This is a genomic window from Edwardsiella hoshinae NBRC 105699 = ATCC 33379, from assembly GCF_000474215.1.
GTDB classification, from domain to species: domain Bacteria; phylum Pseudomonadota; class Gammaproteobacteria; order Enterobacterales; family Enterobacteriaceae; genus Edwardsiella; species Edwardsiella hoshinae.
This window is the reverse complement of the sequence record NZ_BAUC01000016.1, coordinates 41,272-62,464: the sequence shown is the minus strand read 5'-3', so window position 1 is coordinate 62,464 and position 21,193 is coordinate 41,272. Positions and strand designations below refer to the sequence as shown.

Sequence of the window (21,193 nt, the reverse complement as noted above, 5' to 3'; positions counted from 1 at the left end):
TTCCCCCGGCGATAGGCCCGTCGGGGGATCATGGAGGAACCATGTTCGATACACTTGCCAAGGCAGGAAAATATCTGGGACAGGCCGCGAAACTGATGGTCGGCGTCCCCGATTACGACAACTATGTGCAACATATGCGCCTGACGCATCCCGAACAGACGCCGATGAGTTATGAAGCGTTTTTCCGTGAGCGCCAGGATGCGCGCTATGGCGCGAAGGGCAACACTCGCTGCTGTTGAGCGCCGCCACGAACCGCCGCCTCCGCGGCGAAGCAAAGCCATGATCAGCACGCCCGGCGAGTCCGGGCGAGCCGCACAGGAGAGCACCATGCTGGACCCCGTTTCCGTCACCCTTTTGACCGGCTTCCTCGGTGCCGGGAAAACCACCCTACTTAATTACTATCTGCGCCACGGCGCGGATCGTCGTCTGGCTATCGTCGAAAATGAGTTTGGTGCCATCAATCTCGATGGGGCGCTGCTCGAGGTCGATGATAGTGTCTGCGTCACCGAATTAAGCAACGGTTGTGTCTGCTGTAGCGTACGCGGCGAGTTCAGCGCGGCATTGCAAGATCTGCTCCAACGACGGCAACAGGGGGCCCTCCGCTTCGACCATCTCATCATCGAATGCACCGGGCTGGCCGATCCGGCGCCGATCGTACAAACCTTCTTCGTCGAGCCAGCGCTACGCGACGCGCTGCGCTTAGATGCGGTGATCGCGCTGGCCGACGCCCAGCATCTCGCCATACAGTTAGACCAGCACCCGGTCGCCGCGGCGCAGTTGGGCTTTGCCGATCGTATTCTGCTGACCAAGTGCGATGCCGTAAGCACGGCGCATCGCGAGGCGCTCTTGGCGCGTATCCGCCGTATCAATTCCCGCGCCGATATTTATCAGGTTGAACACGGGGCCTGTCCGGCGGCATTGTGGCTGGATCTACACGCCTTCACCCTCAGCGATGAGCTGACGCTGTCCCAGGGGATACATATCATCACCCCGCAAGGCGATGCCCAGCCACGCTTACGTCCATTTCGTCCGCGCCCCAATAGCGCCAGCGCCGTCGATGACGCCATTCAGGCCCATCTCCTCGAGGGGGGATACATGGATCTACAACGTATCGGCCAGACGATGGAGCGCTGGGTGGAGCAATACGGTAACGATATGCTGCGTTATAAGGGCATTCTGGCCATCAATGCGCAGCCCAAGCGCTTGGTGGTACAAGGCATTCATCGCGTGGTGGGGTTCGACTATGGCTCGCCCTGGCGCGCTACAGAGACGCCCGGCTCGCGCCTGGTGATCATCGGACGTCAGTTACCCATCGTCCAGCTCCGTGCCGACTTTGACGCCGCCCAAGCGCCGCGCGTCGCATGCCATTGAGGGCCAGTGACACACCTCGGGGAAAGCGAGACGATCAAAACGGGGAACAGACAGATTAACCCAGCGTGGAGAGAGAATGCCGCCTAGCTAATAAGGCACGCTCACTAGGCGGCAATGGAAACATCCGAAGACTTTATTTGAGGTTAAAACAACCTTTACCTGTTTAATAATCTATTACTCCTTAATCGCGCGCTCCACCATCCAAGCCAGTGCATAGGCAATCATCAGAAATGGAATATTAATAAATACATGATACCAACTGCTCATCTCTCCCCAAGCCAGGGAGCGCACCAGACTCATCCCAAAGAAAAACACAACGGTTAACAACAGCGTATAATCGCCATGTCCACGATAAGCCGGCATGAAGACCCAACGCAACGAACCACGAAAACCAGAATAAATAGCAGTCAACATAATATTTCTCCTTGGATTAAACAGAACCTATACCTTTTGGTTCTAAGAGGCCTCATTAATCTCATGATGAAATGCTGCGTTCAAGTCAAAATACGGAAATTAACCCTGAAAATAGAATTTCTCGTAATCGTCGCTCAGTTATAAGTTTTACTAATCAAGCGCGGTTATGCAGTCGTACAATAGGCCATAACCGCGCCAACAGGCCACCGATGGGACAGAAGAGCGTCAGGCAGCGCATACCCAATGCCGAAAGTTGCGTAAATAAGCATAGCCAAGGATGTAAGCTCAGGCGTACGCGACGAGCGAGAAACACGCAGGATGTGCTAATGAGTTGCAACAGTTTTCACAAATCTATATGTTCGCACAGGTAATAATGTCTACACTAACCATAAAGACGTCGCTGTGACGTCAGACAGTCGGATGTAGGCTGAAAATTCAGCTAACGATATGGTAAATAAAAATAAATTTTTCCCCCATATCCGTCGACGCCCCCGCTTGCCCGGCGTGGCGTACGGCACATCCGACCTATTTCACGCGGTGTTATGTTCCGCGTTCAGGGATCTTGCGTCCCGCTTTGTACACACAGTTGATTTGAGGCTACCGCATGCAACAGTTTTTATGTCGTTATGACCATATTCTCACGTTAACAGAGGAAAAAACGGGGAAAACCACCGCCAGTAAAGAGCAAGGCGCCTTTGTCATCAGCGCCGAATCGCGTCCCAAAGCGATGATGATGGCTAATGCGCGCCTGGCATCGATGATCGATCTGCATAGCACCTACTACCTGACCAGCGTCGATAGCTGCACCAAGTAAGCCCGTACGCTGATCTCGTTATAGGCTCGACGCCGCTGTCCCCACTGGCCCGCATGAGGCCGGCGAGCGTCGGTTATGCGCCACTCAGGTTCCCGAGTAAATGACTCGGCGTGCTCCTCTGCCATTCGTCGAATAAAATGTGTAGAATATTCAGCCGCTGTTATGGCCCCAATCCCATATAATTTACTTATTAGAAAGAGGTTGATGTGTTAGAAAGCTTTGGCGTACTCAATATCTGGACGTATGTCCTGGGTGCGGTATTTATCATCCTGGTTCCCGGCCCCAACACGCTGTTCGTACTAAAGACCGGGATCACCGGCGGCGTACGCGAAGGCTATAAAGCCGCCAGCGCGGTGTTGATCGGCGACGGGGTATTGATCTTTCTGGCCTATCTCGGGATCGCCTCGTTAATCCGCTCCTCGCCGTTCCTGTTCAACCTGATCAAAATGCTCGGGGCTCTGTATCTTCTCTATCTGGGGATTAAAATCCTCTATTCTACGCTACGTCGGCGCGACACACCCGCCGAGGGAGAGGCGCGTATCGAGGTCAGCCATACGTTCCGTAAGGCACTGACCCTGAGTCTGACTAATCCCAAGTCGATCCTGTTCTATGTCTCTTTTTTCGTACAGTTTATCGACTTAAACTACGCTCATACCGGGTTATCGTTCCTGATCTTGGCGACAATCCTGGAGTGCATCAGCATCTGCTACATGAGCTTCTTGATCTTTTCCGGTGCCGCTCTGGCACATTTCCTCGGCCAGAAGCAGCGTCTGGCACGTCTAGGTAACTCCCTGGTCGGGATGATGTTCCTCGGATTCGCCAGTAAGCTGGCCAGCGCAACCGCCTGATCCGCTACGCGCGGAGAGGCCCTCCTCTCCGCCCGCTTCACATTCTCTTCTTATTGCGCCGATTATTACGCCTGGAAACACCTCGCTGGCATTTCTTTACAAAACAAGAAGAAGCCTTAGTTTTTGTATAAGTCTCTCTATTTTTGTTCCGCTAACATAAAAGTCGGCTCAACGAATGCCTGCGATGGAGGGATTGCCAATGACGACCCAAGGACAACACCAGCTCTTGGTTGATGCATTAATTCAGTGGATAGAGCAGAATCTGGATAAACGCATTCTGATCGACGATATCGCCGAGCGTGCGGGGTACTCAAAATGGTATCTGCAACGTCTATTCAAGGAGGTGACGGGATATAATCTGGCCGCCTACGTCCGTCGACGCCGCCTGATCCGTGCGGCGGCTGAGTTGCAGCGCAGCAATAAGAAAATCATGGAGATTACGCTGCAATATGGTTTTGACAGCCAGCAGACCTTTAGCCGTGCCTTTAAGCGCCGTTATGGCACTTCGCCAGGCAGTTATCGCCAGCGCGCAGAAGGGCAAGGAGGCGAGCGCCACGTAGGACCACAGCTGGCGCCGATTTAAGTGCGCCCTCGCTAGCGCGGGGCGCGGCCACGTTTTATTTGCTCAGCGCATCCTGTACCTGCGCCTGAGCCTGCCAGATACGGTACTTCACCTGTACCCCTTGCGGGACATAGACCACCAGCGGCAACTTGCTGTTATAGCGTTGCAAGGCCTCATCGCCGAGATGCACCGTGACAAATGCCTCACGACGCTGATTGTCTGGACAGGCCATCATCGTGCCCACCGGCCCCGTGACCTTCTCCATCACCAGATAGTCATAGCCCCATCCTTCGAGGGTCTTACTGTCCAACTCGCCCATCAGGCGCTGACGGTTACAATCCACCGATAGTGTCTTGCCAATCAGCAACTCAACGCGCAGATCCGCTTCGTCCGCGCGCGGCGGCAAGTAGATCACCTGACGCGTCATCCCCGCCTCCGCTTGCGGATAAGGGGCGATTTTATCCAACGGTTGGCGGCTCAGATCCGTCGAGTCGGCCCAGGCGGCGGCAGAGGAGGCCGCAAGCAACATACCGGCCATCATCATGGAGAATGTCTTCATCATCAAATCCTTGTTTAGGCTATCTCGGCTCCAGACTAACACACTCCCCCACTTCCCCCCATCGGCTTATTCCGACAACGGGCTGGAGGCAAAAGATCCTACGTCAGCCAGAATGACAGGCACCAAAAAAAACGGCCCGTGAGGGCCGTAATGTTTATTCGTCGATGCCTTTGCTACGCAGATAATCTTCGTAACCACCGCCAAAGTCGATTACCTTCTGCGGGGTGATCTCGATGACCCGGGTCGCTAACGAGCTGACAAACTCACGGTCATGAGAGACGAAAATCAGGGTGCCCTGATACAGCTCCAGCGCGATGTTCAACGCCTCGATGGACTCCATATCCATATGGTTGGTCGGTTCATCCATCACCAGCACATTGGGACGACGCATCATCAGCTTACCGAACAGCAAACGTCCCTTCTCCCCGCCGGACAACACCTTGACCGACTTCTTGATATCTTCTTGGCTGAACAACAGACGGCCAAGGAAACCGCGCACCGCCTGCTCGTCGTCCCCCTCTTGACGCCACTGACTCATCCAGTCGAACAGCGTCATATCCTGCTCGAATTCATATTCGTGATCCTGGGCGTAGTAACCGATCTGCGCGTTTTCGGCCCATTTGACCGTGCCACCGTCTGGCGTCAAATCGCCGACCAGCGTCTTCAACAGGGTTGACTTACCGACCCCGTTAGTCCCCAGCACCGCGACCTTTTCGCCCGCCTCCAGCAACAGCTTCAATCCGCTGAATAGCGGGCCATTATCGAACCCCTTGCTCAGATCCGTTAGCTCCAGGGCGTTACGGAACAACTTCTTCTCTTGCTCAAAACGAATAAACGGATTTTGCCGGCTGGAGGCTTTGATATCATCCAGTTTAATCTTCTCGATCTGGCGGGCTCGCGAGGTAGCCTGACGCGACTTAGAGGCGTTGGCGCTAAAGCGGCTAACGAAGGATTGCAGCTCGGCGATCTGCGCCTTCTTCTTGGCATTATCGGCCAGCAGACGCTCACGCGCCTGGGTCGCGGCGGTCATATAATCATCGTAATTACCGGGATAGATGCGCAACTCACCATAGTCCAGATCGGCCATGTGGGTACATACCATGTTGAGGAAATGACGGTCATGCGAGATGATGATCATGGTGCTGTTGCGCTCATTGAGCACCGTCTCTAACCAACGGATGGTGTCGATATCCAGGTTGTTGGTTGGTTCGTCAAGCAACAAAATATCCGGATCGGCGAATAACGCCTGCGCCAACAATACGCGCAGTTTCCAGCCGGGCGCGACTTCACTCATCGGCCCATAATGCTGTTCGACGGGAATACCGACCCCCAGCAACAACTCACCGGCGCGCGCCTCGGCGCTGTAACCGTCCATTTCGCCATAAGCGACTTCCAGATCGGCGACGCGATACCCCTCTTCTTCGCTCATCTCGGCCAGTGCATAGATGCGATCACGCTCCTCCTTGACCGCCCACAGCTCCTGATGCCCCATGATAACGGTATCGATGACACTATATTGCTCAAAGGCGAACTGATCCTGGCGCAACTTACCCAGACGCTCATTCGGATCTAACGCGACATTACCGGCGGTCGGTTGCAGATCGCCTCCCAGGATCTTCATCAAGGTAGACTTCCCGCAGCCGTTCGCCCCGATCAAACCGTAGCGGTTACCGCCGCCGAATTTGACCGAAATATTTTCAAACAAGGGCTTACTGCCAAACTGCATGGTGATGTTGTTACTTATCAGCACAGCGCGATCTCAATAGGTTAACGTGATTTTGCTCACATTATGCCACAATTGCGGCGCAAATGTCGTCCATTGTCGCCTGGATCCTCGTGCTGCCGTACAGGCGGCGACACGGCGCGCCTCGCCTGTAACGCAATAAACACAGGGCATTCATTCATCAAATATCAGCCCGATACGCCTTACGATAAAATTAACGTTAAAATTCCGGGTGAAAATGACGACATACTTTATAACGTCGGCTGTTACCGCCGGAAGTAGACTCCCATGCCCGGAATGAAATTATCAACATGAAAAGGATATTTCTTAATTTAACACCAAACACCAATAAAACCCATTAAGTGATAAACATTAATCAATAAGGTCAAATAATAAACCGCTAGCCGATATCTATTTAGCCTAGGGGAAATTTCTCTCCGCAAATATATGAATAGCTATGCAAAGGCATATATGAAAAATAACTGGCATTACGTTATGGCAATTTTTTTAGGGTTACTGCGTTACTGGGATAAAAAAGAGTTAGGCGCGACGATCCATCCGCCCCGCCGCCGCTCCCTGACCATCGACACCGGGGGCAACGGATTATGCGGATAAATCTTGAGGTACTCCTGATCCTGGATGCGTTAGAGCGTCACGGCAGTTTCGCCGCGGCGGCCCAATCGCTCTATAAAACGCCGGCGGCTCTGAGCTATATGGTACAAAAGCTGGAAAGTAACCTAAATTTACAGCTGCTCGATCGCAGCGGACATCGCGCGCGCTTCACCCGGGCCGGGCGGATTATCCTTGACAAGGGACGCCATCTGTTAAGTGAAGCGCAGGCATTAGAACAACAAGCGATACTGCTCGAATCGGGCTGGGAAACGGAGATCGTCGTCGCCTTGGAGGGCTATACGCTGCCGGAAATCCTCCACCCGGCGATTGAGGCCTTCCTCAATCAACATCGTCATACCCGCCTACACCTCGCTCCCTCACGCCTAGCGCATACGGGCCTAGAAGGCCGCGATGACGGCGCGGATATCATCATCGGTACCGCCGCACGGCTCCCCGAGCGCGAAGGCTACGTCTACCAAGCGCTCGGCAGCATCGAGAGTCTGCTGGTCGTCGCCCCCGGCCACCCACTCATCCACGCCACCACGCCGCTCACCCGCGCCCAGCTCAGCCAACACCGCGCCATTGAGATGGGGGATCGGCTTGGCCGTCAGGCTGGCGAGACGACAACAGAGACGCTGCACGCGCCGCTCATCGTTTACGATATCTACTGCCAAATCAGTCTGTTACTTAATGGTGTCGGCTTCGGTTATCTGCCCTGTCATATCGCACAACGTTATCTGGCGCAGCAAACCCTGATTGCCTGTCCACTCAGCTTTCATCCCGCCCATGAGATCGCCTATGTCGGGTGGCAGGCTGCCAAGAGCGGACGCGCCATGCAATGGTGGCGCGAACGCCTGCTGAACGGTGAATTACGCCGCACCTTAGGCTACGCTTAACCACGCTCTCCCCTTGCCGCAGTACGCTGTTCTGCCGTCGTACTGCGCGCTGCGCTTCCACCGACTGAGCGGAGGGGCGATTTAATTAATTAGCGAAAACATTAAAGTTTTTACTTGCTCTTCCGACAGTAATAACACCTTAATTCCGATCCATTGGCTCGATCGGTAGTTTTCCCATTCTGTTTATAACAGGTTACACCATGTTCGAACGCTTAAAAATTTCACGGGGTCTGATGGCCGTGCTCGCGCTATTCTGCGGCCTACAGATCTTTTCCGGTATTTGGAGCCTACGCGATGCTTCCACTACCGATACCCGCCTGGATGAGATCTCGCGGGGATTTAACCAAATTATGGCCATGGACCGCGCCTATGCCTCGATCACCCAAATCCGTGAAGAGATCATGAAAGATGCCTTGGCGTTGAGCGCACACGGCAACGATGCTAACGCAAGAACCTCGCTCAATAATTTGCCGCAGCGCCTGACCGACGTCGATCAGGAAATGGAAAACTTCTACACCCTATCCCACGACAGTGGCCATGACAACGGACGCGCCGAGAAGGTCAAGGGATTATATAGCAAGGCGCGCGCCGATCTGGTGGCGATGATCGAACACCTTCAGAATAACGACATCAACGGCTTCCAAAGCATCTTGCAGAACCATTCCAGCAGCGGCTTCATGTCCTCCCTGGATGAGGCCTCCGACTATGTCGCCAAGCAGATCATCCAACCAGCGTCACAGGCGGCCTCCGCCAACTACCATCAAATCATCCCGCTGACCATCGGCTTTATGCTGCTGTTCATCGCGATCACCGTGCTGGTCATGTATTGGGTTCAACGCTACATCATCGCCCGCATTCAACAAGTGATCGCCTACCAGGCCGAGATCGCACATGGCAATCTGGCCATCGACATCCAGACGCGTGGCGATACCGAGATCAGCCAACTGATGCAGGGACTGCGCCATATGCGAGACGAGTTGGCACACATGGTCGGCGCGGTACGCAATGGCACCAATCATATCTTCACCGGGGTTCAGGAGATTGCTGCCGGTAACAACGATCTCTCTAGCCGTACCGAAGAGCAGGCCAGCTCCCTGGAAGAGACCGCCTCTAGCATGGAGCAGATCTCCAGTACGGTGAAAAACAACGCCGAGAGCGCTCGAGAAGCCACCGAGCTGGTACAGAAAGCCTCCGCCATCGCCGTCAATGGCGGTGAGATCACGCGTAAAATGGTCAGCACCATGACCGAAATCGCGGAAAGTTCACGCAAAATAGGCGACATCACCGGGGTGATCGATGGCATCGCCTTCCAAACCAACATCTTGGCGCTCAATGCCGCCGTCGAAGCCGCCCGGGCCGGCGAACAGGGACGCGGTTTCGCCGTGGTCGCCGGTGAGGTTCGCAACCTGGCACAGCGCAGCGCTCAAGCCGCCAAGGAGATCAAAGGGCTAATCGACGCCTCTGTCAGCCGTGTCGAGCAAGGCAATCAGCTGGTAGAGAATGTGAGCCAGTCGATGGGCGACATCGTCACCTCCGTGCACCATATCGCCGACACGATGCAGGAGATCTCGTCGGCCTCGGAGGAGCAGAGTCGTGGTATCGCCCAAATCGCTCAGGCCATCAACGAGATGGATAAGGTAACGCAGCAGAACGCTGCCCTGGTCGAACAATCCGCCGCCGCCGCCGGCGCGTTGGAAGAGCAGGCCGATCGCTTAAACCAGACGGTCGCCCAATTCAAGATCACCTCGCAAGAAAGCGTCATCGCTAGCAGCGCCACCGCATCAAGCGCCGGCCCGCTACCGGCGGCACCCAAAAAATCGCCGCTTCCGGCACGGGAGAGCTCAGACGACGATAACTGGGATACTTTTTAATCGCCCTCACCGCGGCATGCCACACGGCATGCCGCCAACAAACTCGCTAACGCGTCTCCACCGCTAACGCACCGCCGTAGCGACACAGGTGATTAGCTGGCCGCTTTGCCTTACCATAGGGACTTCTATTGTCAGCTAGCGAGAGAGCCTCATGGCCATCATCCCGAAAAACTATGCCCGCTTGGAAAGCGGTTACCGTGAGCAAGCCCTGAAACTATTTCCCTGGGTCTGTGGCCGCTGTGCCCGCGAATTCGTCTACTCCAACCTGCGGGAACTGACGGTACACCATCTCGATCACGATCACACCAATAACCCGGCCGATGGCAGCAACTGGGAGTTGTTGTGCCTGTATTGTCATGATCATGAGCACGCTAAGTATACCGAGGCCGATGAATATGGCAGCCAGGTGGTCGCGGGTGAGGATGCCCAGCAGGACGTCGGCGTCGCCACCTATAACCCCTTTGCCGATCTGAAAAGCCGGATGGCAGGAAAGAAATAACCGTGACGGGGGACGCGCTCCACGCGTCCCCCTCTCAGCGAGGGCGGCAGTAGCCGGGTGCATTCGCGCCCGGGCGTCCACCGTTGTAATGCGGGCTCCCTACCTTTCCTCGCGCGATCAGTGCGCGCGGCGTATCGTTGACGCGATGGCGGCGGGCGTAAACACGCTAATCGACCTGCGATGGATTACCGTCTGCCCCCATCATGCCCCATACTGAAAAGCAAACGAAACATAACAACACGCAGCGCTCATCCGAGGATAAGTACGTGCGCGCAAAAAAAAACGGTATCACCGTCGGTGATACCGCCACAGTCAAAATTACCCCTAACAACGCTTCGGCAAACGGTTAATCGTCAGACAACGGCCAACGACGAAAATAGATATGGCTGGCCTGAGCATCAACCTTAGCAACATTGTCAGCCAATAAGTGGCGTGCCACGGTAAAGGCGAATTCAAAGCTCACCCCCAGCCCTTTGGCCGAGATGAAGCGGCCATCGACCACCACGTCGCGATCGACATACTCGCCGTCGGCGAAACGCTCCGCCAACTTATCCCCGGTGCTATAGCGTCGGCCCGCCAGTAAGCCGTGCGCCGCCAACACCTTGGCGCCGGAGGAGCACAACGCGCAGATATACTTATCGGCGGCGATGTGACGACGCAAGAACGCCAAGACCTGCACGTTGGCGTTGAGGCGGTCGGTGCCCTGAGGCCCTCCCGGCATCATCACCGCGTCATACAGGGTCTCTTGGCGATCGGCCAATAAGGCATCGGCCTGGATCGGCGTGGCAAAATAGCTATTCAATGCCAGGCTTTCTTCGCACGAGAGGATATCGACCTGAATGTCCAGACGACGCATGATGTCGATAAACACCACCGCCTCGCCCTCTTCAAAACCATGCGCCAGCAGTACGGCAACGCGCTTCGTCATGCTCATCTCCTCTTACAACTGTCCGGCACTGCCGCAGATACGGATCTTATGTTCGACCACCTGTTGCATCGCGGCCTTACCTGGCTCCATGTAATGGCGCATGTCATTGGCGTTAGGATGGCTGGCGAAGTAAGCCTTCACCGCGTCGGAGAAGGCGATCTTCAACTCGGTAGCGACGTTGACCTTACAGATCCCCAGCGACACGCAACGCGCCACGTCCTGATCCGGAATACCGGAGGCGCCGTGCAGCACCAGCGGAATCTCGGTCTGGCGACGGATCTGCGCCAGACGATCGAAGTCCAGGCGCGGAGCCTCTTTATACATGCCATGAGCGGTACCGATGGCGATCGCCAGCGAGTCGATGCCGGTGGTTTGCGCGAACTCGGCTGCCAGGGTCGGATCGGTATAGCTACCGTGTGCCGCGTCGACCACCAGATCATCTTCCTGACCGACCAGGCGTCCCAATTCGGCCTCGACGGTACAATCCAGGCGATGGCAATACTCCACCACCTGACGTGTCAACGCCACGTTATCGGCAAAGCTATGATGCGAGGCATCGATCATCGCCGACTTGACGCCACTCGCCACCTTGGCACAGATATCCTCATAGGATTCATGATGATCCAGATGGAGCGCCAACGGAATACGGTATTCACGTGCCGCCTCGCGGCAGATATCGACCAGGTAAGCAACGCCGGCATAACTAAAGGTGCCCGGCGTTCCCGCCAGGATCACCGGAGAGCCCATTTGTGCCGCCGTCTTGGCGATCACCTGGATGGTCTCCAGGTTATGAATGTTAAACGCCGGTACGGCGTAGCCCCTGGCCTGCGCTTGCAGCAACATATCCCGGGAAGAAACCAAAAACATCGTCACACCTCCGCATCTTCATCTGCTTTCATTTAATCATTAAAATAAAACAAAGAAAACATTCAAAAGACAATAAAAGTGTGACTCCACCCGGCGAAACTAAAAGTAAAGATCCATTTTCGAACTATAGCAGGTGACCCCTTTTCGCAGCAGGTTGTTTTTTGGCCGCTCGGCGCGCCCAGTCAGACGTTCCAATAGCCACGGCCATGGCCGTTGGCGGCTCAAGCGACGGCTAAGCGGTGTCTGTTCCTGGGTATAGTCATGGCGGAACACCACCACGCTTTCGCCCGTCTCGCGACAGCCAAACACCTGCATCCCCGTCGCTTCGATACACAAGGAAAAATCCGCCTGCTCGATCGGCAATGGCTGTTCCGGCACTTGCCATAACCCGTTTTGTGGCGCGCTGTACAAGGCAATATTCAAGGCGCGCAGCGACCAGAAGCTGCTGGCCGGTCCGCTGTAGTTGTCCACCAGGCGGGCATCGTCGGCGAACAGCCCTTGGGTCGGCGCGCCGGCGCGCATCGCGCCGTTGGCGATGAAGTAGCGTAGTGTCGAGGCCAACGCCCGTTTGGCGACGCCAAGGGTGGCGGGCGTGGGTGTTTGGCTGGCCTCGGCCAGTAGCGGTGCGGCGGCGGCCAGACGATAACAGGCGCTACGTCCGAAGAAGGCGATGCCCTGGGGGGTAAGCAGATGGCGATAACCCGCGTTAAACTGCTGCAAGGCCTGCTGAATAAAGGCCCGATCGAATTGTGGATCGATCTGATTTAGCCAATACAGGGAGTAATGGAAACCCCAGGCATTGTAATAGTCATAGTTGCCGCGTGCGCCATCACGGAACCAACCTTCGCCGACATGGAATTCCTTAATACGTTGGTATTTTTGCTGATCGACCTCCCCCTCACCGCGCAGATCGCGTAATACCATCTCGACCGTTAACCCGAACAAATGCCAATTGTTGTCTACCGTCTGCCGTGCCGGCACCTGCGCGAACCAAGCCAGGATCTGTTCACGTTGGCGCGCATCGTAATGCGCCCACACCCAGCGCTTACTCAGCCATAGCGCCAATGCCAGATCGGCGCTCTCACAGATGCGCTGATCGTAATCATGCAGCGTCCCCCAATAACCGGGATGTGCCGGATCGGTGCCGGCCAGAAAGGCCCGGCTCAGTAGATCAGCGATATCCCAGCGTTGGCCATTCAGCCCGCTCAATACACTGCCCTTCGCCTGGCTGAGCGCGCCGTGCAACCAAGCGGCCAGCGTCGGCAGAACCCGGCTGCATCCCTCCATCGCATCGGTGCGCGCATTCTGCTGGCTGGGGCGCCCTGGGTAGTAGGCGTGGCTGTAATCCCATACTGCATAGTGGACAAACGCCTCGGCGACATAGCGCACCAGCATGTCGCACTGCTGCTCCAACGGCCGGCTATCGTCGGCAAAACAGGCCCGCAGGGCGGCGTCGTTACGCGTGTAGGCCCGCTTACGCCAGCGCAGGCGGATCAGGCGTTCACGCAGTAAGCGCAAATACATCTGCGCATCGGGATGTTCGTAGGGGATGAGCGGACGCGGCGCGCCGTCGATTTTCTTTTGCGCCATTTCGGTTCCTTCGCTGAAAAAAGTCAAAAAAAGGGGCAGCGTGCATGACGCTGCCCCGATACAGAGCTTAACCGCGGGCAGACTGCTCCAAGATATGGTAGCGATCCTGTCCCCAGGCGACCGGCTTCGGCTTGGTCTTGATCCAGGCATGGTAGGCCGCTTTCATCTCGGCCACGCGCTGCGGGTATTTAGCCGCCAGATCCTGTGATTCGGCCGGGTCGAGGCGATCGTTAAACAGTTGAACCTTGTCGCTACCGTCGTCATAGAAGTAGAGCGTCCACTCCCCGTCGCGCACCGCCCACGATGAGGGAGAAAGCTTTTCAAGATTGGGGTTCTTCGGTGGCTGCGGTGCCTCATAGCTGATCCACTTCCAGTAGTCGAACCAGAACGGCTGGTTCTCTTCGCTGTAATGCTTGGCCCCCGGGCCGGCCCAGTACAAGTAACGGTGCGGCGAGGTCTGCGCCTTGCCGCTCAACTGCGGCAGGATGTCGCGCCCGTCCACCTTCATGCTGTCGGGAATGGTGATCCCGGCAGCCTTCAGCGCCGTCGGCAGGATGTCGATGGCGCTGACCATCACGTTACTCTGCGTCCCGGCCGGAATGTGTTTCGGCCAGTAGGCGATGAAGGGAACATGCACCCCACCGTTAAACATCTGTCCCTTGAAGCCACGATCCATACCGTTGAGCGGCATCGGCGACTCATGCACTGCCCCGTTATCGGAAATAAAGAAAATCAGCGTATTATCCAGCTCACCAAGCGCTTTCAGGCGTGCGATGATCTCACCGATGCCTTCATCCGCGGCGTTGATGGCGGCGAAGTATTTGTCCGCCTCGACATTGCCGGTGGCGAATTTATCCATGTAGCGCGCCGGTGAAGCCTGCTCCAACGGGATGTGCGGAACGCTGTAGGCCAGGCTGATAAAGAAGGGTTTTCCCTTATTCTCATCGAGGAACTTCAAGGTTTCGTTGGTCAGGTTATGGGTCAGGTAGCCCGGTGCGGCGATATTCTTGCCGTTTTGCCAGATGGCCGGCGAGTTCCACAGCGCCGCCCCGGAGGCATAGTAGCTGTAGGAGTAATCGAAGCCACGCTCCTCCGGCCCGTAGCCCGGTGCGCTGATGGAGATCATGTTGTCGTGATAGTCACGGGTCTGATCGGCCTTATCGATATAATTTTTCTTTTCGATACGCGCGTTGTGCCACTTGCCGATATTGGCGGTCGCATAGCCGTTTTCTTGGAACAGTGCAGGCAGCAGTTTGATATCCAACGGTACCCCGAGCAACGCATCATCGTTACTGTAGGTTCCGAAACTGGCCGGGTAACGACCGGTAAAGATGCCAGCGCGCGACGGGCCGCACACGGGATGGGCGACGAAGGCGTTCGTCATCTTCACCCCTTGGTTTGCCAACTGAGCCACGTTGGGCATGGCCCGACGCGCCGCATCGATCATCTTATCCAGATCGCCCTGATAGCGCGTGGCGACGGGACGCTGCGCTAACGCCTTAGGGTCCAGCGCATCCAACGCAAAATCCAGTTGTCCCGTACCCAGATCGTCCATGATCACCAACAGGACGTTGGGGCGCTTCGCCTCCGCCGTAGGGGCCGCCTGCGTGGTTGCGGCGCCGCACAGGCAGGCCGCGGCTACCAACCCCGCCAACTGCTTCTTCTTGCTACTGAAAAACGTCATTGCCAACTCCGTTATTATGCATGCTTAAGTAAAGGCATCACATCCGCCGCCACACCGCCGCGCCGGATCACCGCCTGCATCATCTGCATCGCCTGGGCGGTATGAGTAAAAAAGTGCAAGTAGGAGGGACACAGGTAATTGTGCCGCTGGCGCTCATCGGGCAAGCCCATGATGCGATGTTTAGGACAGCCGCCATGACAGAGCGGACGTACCGGACACTGTTGACAGCGCGTCGTCAGCTTATCCTGTTTGGCCTGACCGAAACGCTGCTGGCGCGTCGAGGTCGCTAACTTCACCAGAGGTGTATCGGCGATGTTACCCAAACGGTTAGCGGGATAGACGAAATGGTCGCAGCTGTAAACATCACCGCTGGCTTCGATGATCAGCGCCTGACCACAGGTCGCCGCCTGTACACAGGTCGAGGCGGGATAGCCCATCCATACCCCGAGTAGACTGTCGAACTCTCGCACGTAATAACGCCCCACATCCTGGGTGACCCAGGCGTCAAAGACGTCGCTCATAAATTGACCATAGCCATGCGCCGGCACGCTAAATGGCGCCATCGTCGGCGACGCAGGCGGCGAATAGTGACGCCCCTGGCTACAACCGATGGCCGCATCGACCTCCACCAGCGGGATAAACTGCATGAACGTCGACCCCAGCGCCTTGAGCGCCTCATAGGTCTGGCGGCCTTTGTCCCAGTTCTGATCATTCACCACCGTCAAGGTATTGAACGCCACCTGGTGGTTACGCAAGGTTTCGATCGCGCGACAGACGCGATCGAAAGTGGGTTGTCCCTGAGCGGCGATACGATAACGGTTATGCACCGCGGCCAAGCCATCCACCGAGATACCAATCAGGAACTGCTGCTCGGCAAAGAAGTCGGCCCACTGGCTATTGATGGCGATACCGTTAGTCTGAAAGCTGTTGGTGATGGTCTTACCGTCGGCATACTTCTTCTGGTAGGCCACCGCCTGCTGGTAAAACGGCAATCCCGCCAGCATCGGTTCACCGCCCTGCCAAGCGAAATCGACCTGATCGCCCGCGTGCGACTGAATATAGTCGCGCACATAACGGCGCAGTGTGGCATCGCTCATCGTCTCCGCCGCGCGCGCGCCTGCCTGTTGCGGCACCACCGTCTCCTTCTCCAGGTAGAAGCAGTAGTGACAGCGCAAGTTGCAACGATAACTCGCCGGCTTGGCCATCATATGAAAATGCGCTTGCGGCGCGGAGGGAGAACGCGACATGAGAAACACCCCAATTTAAAACGATGTTTCTTATTTTACGAAAGTGAAAGCAAAGATACGCTGCGTAAAATCACAGTATCGAAAAAAATCGAAAGCAAAGGCGAACACAGTAAGCGCAGAGGCCGCATAACAACGAAAGGGGGTGAAAGAACGCCCGACCTGGGTCGGGCGTCAGTGGCGACGATGAGGGGATCAGGCGTAAAGCGCTAACATCGCACTGCCCGCCAGCAGATAGGCTCCCGCACCGTAATCGATGTTGTGCTCTCGCTGTACATCGCGCGGGTTGAAGGCGGGTAACTGCACCCAACCCAACATGCCATTTGGCTGGATACAACCCTGCAACGCCGTCCAGGCACGCTCGACGATCGGCAGATAACGTTCACGCGCCAGCAGCCCCTGCGCAATCCCCCAAGCCAGCCCATAGCAGAATAACGCCGCGGCGCTACTCTCCGCCGCCGGGAAGCGTGCGGGATCGCGCATACTGGTGCGCCACAGGCCATCGGCTTGCTGGTAATCGCTTACCGCTGCCGCCAAATCGCTAAACAACGCCAGGTAACGCGCGCGGCTCGGATGATGCGCAGGCAGATGCGCCAGGATACGTGGCACGGCGGCCAATACCCAGCCGTTGCCCCGACTCCAAAACACCTTCTCGCCATTCTCTTCACGCAACTCGCCGCCCTGTCCATCGGGAATATAACGGTAGTCGCGATAGAACAGGCCGCTCTCGGGATCGTACAGATGCTCGACGGCATCCCAGAAGGCGACATCCATATAGTCGACGTAACGGCTATCGCCGGTACGCGCACTGAGCGCGGCGAAGGCCGGCGGTGCCATGAACAGCGCGTCGCACCACCACCAATCCTCACGACCCGGGCGCGGCTCATCCACCATCTGGCTCAACGCCTTGATGGTCGGCTCCAATGCTTCCGGCTGCTCGACCTGGGGATAGACATCCAAATAGGCCTGACAACACACCATGTCATCGGCGAAACGGGCATTAGGACCGGTACGGAAACCGGTATGCAGGGTGTAGTTCATCACCCCATCGAGATAGATGTTATCGCCGGTCGCCTGCCAGGCTGCGGCGACACAAGACCAAAATACCCCGCGCTCCCAATCGGTATCCTTGATGAAGCGCGTCTTGCCGCTGCGGCGTACCACGCTGCGCGTCTGATTGGCCGCCTGATAGCGGTAAACCCGCAGCATGTCTGCCAGGATCTCTTCACGTGTTATCGCACTCATTGCCTTATCCTCACTGGGCCCGCACGCCCTTATCGGACGACTCCCCTGCGGGCCACTGATTAGCGGTGGCCATGCCGGGCATGACCCTCCCTGGTTGTAATGTATCGCGCCGTCGCCCTCGCCCGGCCCGTCACGCGTTAGACCGAACGCCGGTAGGCGCACTCGCCGTTAATATAGGTTTCCACCACCGTCATCGCCTCATCCACCACGGTAAAGTTCGCCAGCGCGCCGCTGCGGATTTCGCCCAAACGCTGCGCCAGACCGAGGTAGGCGGCCGGGACCGCCGAGGCCATCTGCACAGCCTCCCAGACCGGCACGCCGGCCAGATTGACCATGTTGCGCACCGCCTGATCCAAGCTACAGGTACTGCCGGCTAACGAACCATCGTCAGTACGCGCCTCACCGTTACGCACGTTGATCTCCTGAGCGCCGAGCCGATAACGCCCCTCGCCCAGTCCGCCGGCACGCATGCAATCGGTGATCAGCGCGATATGCCGATAGCCCTTGCAACGATAGGCCAGGTTGAGCATCACCGGGTGAACGTGGATCCCATCGGCGATCAATTCGGACAGCATGTCTAAATAAAGCACCGCCCCACAGCAACCCGGTTCACGATGATGTAACCCAGACATGCCGTTATACAGATGAACGCCGCAATCGGCGCCTAAGGCGTGCGCGCGCTGTACCTGGGTAAAATTGGCCGCGGTATGGGCGATGCCCACCTTGACACCGCGCGCGCGCCACCAGGCGATAGCCTGGAGCGCCGTCTCCGATTCCGGTGCCAGGGCTGCACGCAACAGGGTGCCGTCGCTAGCCTGCCACAATGCCTCCAACGCGTCGGCATCCGGTTCGCGCAGGAAGGTTTCGGGGTGGGACCCCCGATAAGGCGCGGTAAAATGCGGCCCCTCGAGGAAACTTCCCAGCAGGCGGGCGCCATGCCGTTGCCCTGCGGCGACAAACGCCCCAACCTGTTGCAACGCCTGGCAGACATCCTGCTGCGGCGCGCTGACGGTGGTACCCACCCACGCCACCACCCCGCACTGCGGTAACGCATCGGCGATGGTTTGCAGGGCCTGCGGCGTCGCATCCATCACATCGGCACCAGCGCGGCCGTGAATATGCATGTCGATCAATCCCGGCCAAAGCGTATGACCGGCCAAGCGCACCACCTGTGCGCCCGGCGGGATTGTCGGGCCGACGCCGGTGATGATGCCATCCTCGACCAGCACGGCGACATCGCGCTCTATGCCGCGCGGGGTAAACACCCGGTCGGCCAGATAGGCAATCGGCATCATCTTACAGTCCGTCGCTCGCTTCACACTCGGCTGGTGCCATGACGGCTTCCAGCGTCTGGCGCATGTTCTGTACGCTGCTGGCGCCGATCTCTTGCAGGATCGCCACTAACTCCGCTAGGCTCGCGCCATCGCGCTCGAAGGCGGCATTGGCGATCATCGGCAAGTTAACGCCGGCCAGTACCTCAACGCCCTCGCGGCTCATCAGCACATTCAGCGCGCGGTTACAGGGGGAGCCGCCTGGCAGGTCGGTCAGGAACAAGACGCCGTCGCCCCCGTCCACCTCATCGGCTGCCTGGCGCAGTGCCGCCTCCAGATCATCGGTAGACATGGACTCAACGAAGTCGATAAAACGCATCTGCGGCTGTTCGCCGGCGATGGCGCGTACCGCGGAAGCCATGCCGCTGGCGAAATGGATGTGACCGGAAATGACAAGACCAATCATGAAATAACCCTTACAACTGACTCATTGGTAGACTCCCCGCTCCTTGATGATGGTGCGGGGAGTGACGATTACAGAATACCCAGCAGGTGGCCGACGACGCCGGCCGCCAACGTCGAGAAGATCAGCACCGGTGGCTTAGCCCAGAAGCCGGTTCCCTTCACCATGCGGAACATGAAGAAGACCAACAGCAACGGCAGCATGTTTGGCATGATCTTGTCGAACAAGGCACTCTGGAGATCCACCGTCTTGCCGCCCAACTCTATCGACGCCGTGGTACTGAAGCGGATAAAGGTGGCGCACAACGCCCCGATGACAAAGATACCCATGATGTTGGCGGCACGTGCCAGCTTCTCGGTGGCATCGCTCATGCTCACCATCGCCGCCGTCCCGGCGCGGTAGCCCATAAACATCAGGCCGAAATAGACCAGGAAGTGGACGATCTGATACAGAATGAAGAACACGAACGGACCGGCGATGGAGCCGTCGATGGCGATGGATGCGCCTAGCGCCAACGTCAACGGCATCAACGTCATATGGTCGATAGCGTCGCCGATCCCGCCGGTCGGGCCCATACCCGCTACCTTCATCACGTTGATGGTAGACGGCTTCTCTTTGTTCTCCTCCATCGCGATGGCTGTACCCAGCAGGAAGGTGAACAGTTTCGGACTGGCGTTAAAGAATTGCAGATGGTTCTTCAGCGACTTGGCCAAATCCGCGCGGTTATTGCCGTGGATCTTCTTCAGTGCCGGGATCATCGAGTAGGCAAAACCCCCACCCTGCATACGTTCGAAGTTGAAGTTACCTTCCATGAACAGCCCGCGGAACGCGCACTTCCACAGATCCTTCTTGGTGATCACCTTGCGGACTTCACCATCTTGATAAGCATCCACGTTGTCCACCAGGCTGGCGGCCTTACGTGTTTCTTCCTGCGCCGGAGAGATAATGACTTCAGATGCCATCTTCGAATTCCTCTTTAACCTGCTGCTGTGAATTGGACTTGTTACCGCTGAAGAAGTAGTACAACACGGCGATGGAGGCGCCGAGGATCGCCACGGCCATGATCGGCAGCTTGAGGTAGGTGGTCATCACGAAACCGATAAAGAACACCCCTGCCATTTCTTTAGACCACATGATTTTCAGCAACATGGCGAAACCGATAGCCGGAACCATCTTGGCGCCGATGCCCAGGCCTTCCAACAGCGCTTTCGGTGTATTCTTGTCGATCCATTCCGCCGCATGCTCACCGAAGTAGACGGTGGCGAAAGCGATAACAAAGTAGAGCATCGAGCGCGTGACGATCGTGCCGATCAGCAAGCGCGATATCCCGCCGGCATCCGCCTGCTCGGCATACTCGTCCGCTTTCCCCATGGTAAACGCGGTCAGGGCGAAGAAACCGATGACGATCATCTGCATCAGTACGGCGATCGGCATGCCGACCCCCATCGCCACTTCCGGTGACTGACCCGTCATCACCGCAAACGCCACGGCGGCGATGGTCCCCATGGTGACATCCGGTGGCTGCGCCCCGGCGTTCGGCACCAGACCCAACCAAGCCAGCTCCAACGTGGCACCGGCGATCAAACCAATTTCCATATTTCCCATAATTAACCCAACCACCGGGCCGGTAATTAATGGGCGGTGAATATTTAATGCCACATCGTATTTATCGATACCGCATAAGAATGCCCAAATGGCAACGAGCGTCGCTTCAAAGACCATAAATATATTC

21 protein-coding genes are annotated in these 21,193 nt (G+C 56.9%); 8 read left to right on the top strand and 13 right to left on the bottom strand.

Going from position 1 to position 21,193, the window contains the following annotated elements; translation table 11 throughout:
• Positions 1-41 precede the first annotated feature (41 nt).
• Positions 42-239, top strand: coding sequence for a YbdD/YjiX family protein (locus EHO01S_RS07095; RefSeq protein WP_024523304.1), 198 nt, complete (start codon positions 42-44; stop codon positions 237-239).
• Between the two features lie 88 nt (positions 240-327).
• Positions 328-1,371 (top strand): CobW family GTP-binding protein, encoded by a 1,044-nt coding sequence (locus EHO01S_RS07090; protein WP_024523303.1) that lies wholly within the window; start codon positions 328-330, stop codon positions 1,369-1,371.
• Positions 1,372-1,545: 174 nt separating this feature from the next.
• Here EHO01S_RS07090 and EHO01S_RS07085 read toward each other — a convergent pair whose 3' ends face one another.
• A complete protein-coding gene (locus EHO01S_RS07085) occupies positions 1,546-1,785 on the bottom strand; it encodes a hypothetical protein (RefSeq protein ID WP_024523302.1) in 240 nt (79 codons plus the stop codon).
• Positions 1,786-2,389: 604 nt separating this feature from the next.
• Between EHO01S_RS07085 and EHO01S_RS07080 the strand changes: the two genes are divergently transcribed.
• The 3 genes from EHO01S_RS07080 (at position 2,390) to EHO01S_RS07070 (ending at position 4,030) form a co-directional block, all read left to right on the top strand.
• On the top strand, positions 2,390-2,599 hold the full coding sequence (locus EHO01S_RS07080) for a hypothetical protein (protein ID WP_024523301.1): 210 nt from the start codon (positions 2,390-2,392) through the stop codon (positions 2,597-2,599).
• A gap of 206 nt (positions 2,600-2,805) precedes the next feature.
• On the top strand, positions 2,806-3,447 hold the full coding sequence (gene leuE / locus EHO01S_RS07075; RefSeq protein ID WP_024523300.1) for a leucine efflux protein LeuE: 642 nt from the start codon (positions 2,806-2,808) through the stop codon (positions 3,445-3,447).
• A 199-nt stretch (positions 3,448-3,646) separates the two neighbouring features.
• Positions 3,647-4,030 carry a helix-turn-helix domain-containing protein gene (locus tag EHO01S_RS07070; protein WP_024523299.1) on the top strand — a complete coding sequence of 128 codons (384 nt, stop codon included), beginning with the start codon at positions 3,647-3,649 and terminating at the stop codon, positions 4,028-4,030.
• Positions 4,031-4,064: 34 nt separating this feature from the next.
• Here EHO01S_RS07070 and eco read toward each other — a convergent pair whose 3' ends face one another.
• Both eco and EHO01S_RS07060 read right to left on the bottom strand, forming a co-directional pair.
• A complete protein-coding gene (gene eco, locus EHO01S_RS07065; protein ID WP_024523298.1) occupies positions 4,065-4,568 on the bottom strand; it encodes a serine protease inhibitor ecotin in 504 nt (167 codons plus the stop codon).
• Between the two features lie 154 nt (positions 4,569-4,722).
• Positions 4,723-6,318, bottom strand: coding sequence for an ABC-F family ATPase (locus EHO01S_RS07060; RefSeq protein ID WP_024523297.1), 1,596 nt, complete (start codon positions 6,316-6,318; stop codon positions 4,723-4,725).
• Between the two features lie 578 nt (positions 6,319-6,896).
• Here EHO01S_RS07060 and EHO01S_RS07050 point away from each other — a divergent pair.
• From EHO01S_RS07050 to yajD, 3 genes are all read left to right on the top strand, one after another.
• The gene (locus EHO01S_RS07050) at positions 6,897-7,799 is read left to right on the top strand and encodes a LysR family transcriptional regulator (protein ID WP_024523296.1); all 903 of its coding nucleotides are present in this window, start codon (positions 6,897-6,899) and stop codon (positions 7,797-7,799) included.
• A 200-nt stretch (positions 7,800-7,999) separates the two neighbouring features.
• Complete coding sequence (locus EHO01S_RS07045) at positions 8,000-9,670, top strand: methyl-accepting chemotaxis protein (protein WP_024523295.1); 1,671 nt, start codon at positions 8,000-8,002, stop codon at positions 9,668-9,670.
• A gap of 151 nt (positions 9,671-9,821) precedes the next feature.
• The gene (yajD, locus tag EHO01S_RS07040) at positions 9,822-10,169 is read left to right on the top strand and encodes an HNH nuclease YajD (RefSeq protein WP_024523294.1); all 348 of its coding nucleotides are present in this window, start codon (positions 9,822-9,824) and stop codon (positions 10,167-10,169) included.
• A gap of 346 nt (positions 10,170-10,515) precedes the next feature.
• Here yajD and EHO01S_RS07035 read toward each other — a convergent pair whose 3' ends face one another.
• From EHO01S_RS07035 to agaW, 10 genes are all read right to left on the bottom strand, one after another.
• Positions 10,516-11,097 carry a DJ-1/PfpI family protein gene (locus EHO01S_RS07035; protein WP_024523293.1) on the bottom strand — a complete coding sequence of 194 codons (582 nt, stop codon included), beginning with the start codon at positions 11,095-11,097 and terminating at the stop codon, positions 10,516-10,518.
• Positions 11,098-11,109: 12 nt separating this feature from the next.
• Positions 11,110-11,964 (bottom strand): tagatose bisphosphate family class II aldolase, encoded by an 855-nt coding sequence (locus EHO01S_RS07030; protein WP_024523292.1) that lies wholly within the window; start codon positions 11,962-11,964, stop codon positions 11,110-11,112.
• 99 nt (positions 11,965-12,063) lie between these two features.
• On the bottom strand, positions 12,064-13,554 hold the full coding sequence (locus EHO01S_RS07025) for a DUF2264 domain-containing protein (RefSeq protein WP_024523291.1): 1,491 nt from the start codon (positions 13,552-13,554) through the stop codon (positions 12,064-12,066).
• 67 nt (positions 13,555-13,621) lie between these two features.
• On the bottom strand, positions 13,622-15,238 hold the full coding sequence (locus tag EHO01S_RS07020) for a sulfatase family protein (protein ID WP_024523290.1): 1,617 nt from the start codon (positions 15,236-15,238) through the stop codon (positions 13,622-13,624).
• A gap of 14 nt (positions 15,239-15,252) precedes the next feature.
• Positions 15,253-16,485 carry an anaerobic sulfatase maturase gene (locus EHO01S_RS07015; RefSeq protein WP_024523289.1) on the bottom strand — a complete coding sequence of 411 codons (1,233 nt, stop codon included), beginning with the start codon at positions 16,483-16,485 and terminating at the stop codon, positions 15,253-15,255.
• Positions 16,486-16,677: 192 nt separating this feature from the next.
• Entirely contained in the window at positions 16,678-17,727 is a 1,050-nt protein-coding gene (locus EHO01S_RS07010; protein ID WP_024523288.1) for a glycoside hydrolase family 88/105 protein, read from the bottom strand.
• Positions 17,728-17,864: 137 nt separating this feature from the next.
• A complete protein-coding gene (nagA, locus tag EHO01S_RS07005) occupies positions 17,865-19,019 on the bottom strand; it encodes an N-acetylglucosamine-6-phosphate deacetylase (RefSeq protein WP_024523287.1) in 1,155 nt (384 codons plus the stop codon).
• Positions 19,020-19,023: 4 nt separating this feature from the next.
• Complete coding sequence (agaF, locus tag EHO01S_RS07000; protein ID WP_024523286.1) at positions 19,024-19,464, bottom strand: PTS galactosamine/N-acetylgalactosamine transporter subunit IIA; 441 nt, start codon at positions 19,462-19,464, stop codon at positions 19,024-19,026.
• A gap of 68 nt (positions 19,465-19,532) precedes the next feature.
• Positions 19,533-20,423: a PTS system mannose/fructose/sorbose family transporter subunit IID gene (locus tag EHO01S_RS06995; protein WP_024523285.1), complete on the bottom strand. Its 891-nt coding sequence runs from the start codon at positions 20,421-20,423 to the stop codon at positions 19,533-19,535.
• Entirely contained in the window at positions 20,413-21,183 is a 771-nt protein-coding gene (gene agaW, locus EHO01S_RS06990; protein WP_024523284.1) for a PTS N-acetylgalactosamine transporter subunit IIC, read from the bottom strand. Before agaW ends, EHO01S_RS06995 begins: the two co-directional genes overlap by 11 nt.
• Between the last annotated feature and the right edge of the window lie 10 nt (positions 21,184-21,193).

Coding starts and splice junctions, on each gene's coding strand:
- EHO01S_RS07095 (WP_024523304.1), top strand. CDS start 42: ATGTTCGATACACTTGCCAAGGCAGGAAAATATCTGGGACAGGCCGCG.
- EHO01S_RS07090 (WP_024523303.1), top strand. CDS start 328: ATGCTGGACCCCGTTTCCGTCACCCTTTTGACCGGCTTCCTCGGTGCC.
- EHO01S_RS07085 (WP_024523302.1), bottom strand. CDS start 1,785: ATGTTGACTGCTATTTATTCTGGTTTTCGTGGTTCGTTGCGTTGGGTC.
- EHO01S_RS07080 (WP_024523301.1), top strand. CDS start 2,390: ATGCAACAGTTTTTATGTCGTTATGACCATATTCTCACGTTAACAGAG.
- EHO01S_RS07070 (WP_024523299.1), top strand. CDS start 3,647: ATGACGACCCAAGGACAACACCAGCTCTTGGTTGATGCATTAATTCAG.
- eco (WP_024523298.1), bottom strand. CDS start 4,568: ATGAAGACATTCTCCATGATGATGGCCGGTATGTTGCTTGCGGCCTCC.
- EHO01S_RS07050 (WP_024523296.1), top strand. CDS start 6,897: ATGCGGATAAATCTTGAGGTACTCCTGATCCTGGATGCGTTAGAGCGT.
- EHO01S_RS07045 (WP_024523295.1), top strand. CDS start 8,000: ATGTTCGAACGCTTAAAAATTTCACGGGGTCTGATGGCCGTGCTCGCG.
- yajD (WP_024523294.1), top strand. CDS start 9,822: ATGGCCATCATCCCGAAAAACTATGCCCGCTTGGAAAGCGGTTACCGT.
- EHO01S_RS07035 (WP_024523293.1), bottom strand. CDS start 11,097: ATGACGAAGCGCGTTGCCGTACTGCTGGCGCATGGTTTTGAAGAGGGC.
- EHO01S_RS07030 (WP_024523292.1), bottom strand. CDS start 11,964: ATGTTTTTGGTTTCTTCCCGGGATATGTTGCTGCAAGCGCAGGCCAGG.
- EHO01S_RS07025 (WP_024523291.1), bottom strand. CDS start 13,554: ATGGCGCAAAAGAAAATCGACGGCGCGCCGCGTCCGCTCATCCCCTAC.
- EHO01S_RS07020 (WP_024523290.1), bottom strand. CDS start 15,238: ATGACGTTTTTCAGTAGCAAGAAGAAGCAGTTGGCGGGGTTGGTAGCC.
- EHO01S_RS07015 (WP_024523289.1), bottom strand. CDS start 16,485: ATGTCGCGTTCTCCCTCCGCGCCGCAAGCGCATTTTCATATGATGGCC.
- EHO01S_RS07010 (WP_024523288.1), bottom strand. CDS start 17,727: ATGAGTGCGATAACACGTGAAGAGATCCTGGCAGACATGCTGCGGGTT.
- nagA (WP_024523287.1), bottom strand. CDS start 19,019: ATGCCGATTGCCTATCTGGCCGACCGGGTGTTTACCCCGCGCGGCATA.
- agaF (WP_024523286.1), bottom strand. CDS start 19,464: ATGATTGGTCTTGTCATTTCCGGTCACATCCATTTCGCCAGCGGCATG.
- EHO01S_RS06995 (WP_024523285.1), bottom strand. CDS start 20,423: ATGGCATCTGAAGTCATTATCTCTCCGGCGCAGGAAGAAACACGTAAG.
- agaW (WP_024523284.1), bottom strand. CDS start 21,183: ATGGTCTTTGAAGCGACGCTCGTTGCCATTTGGGCATTCTTATGCGGT.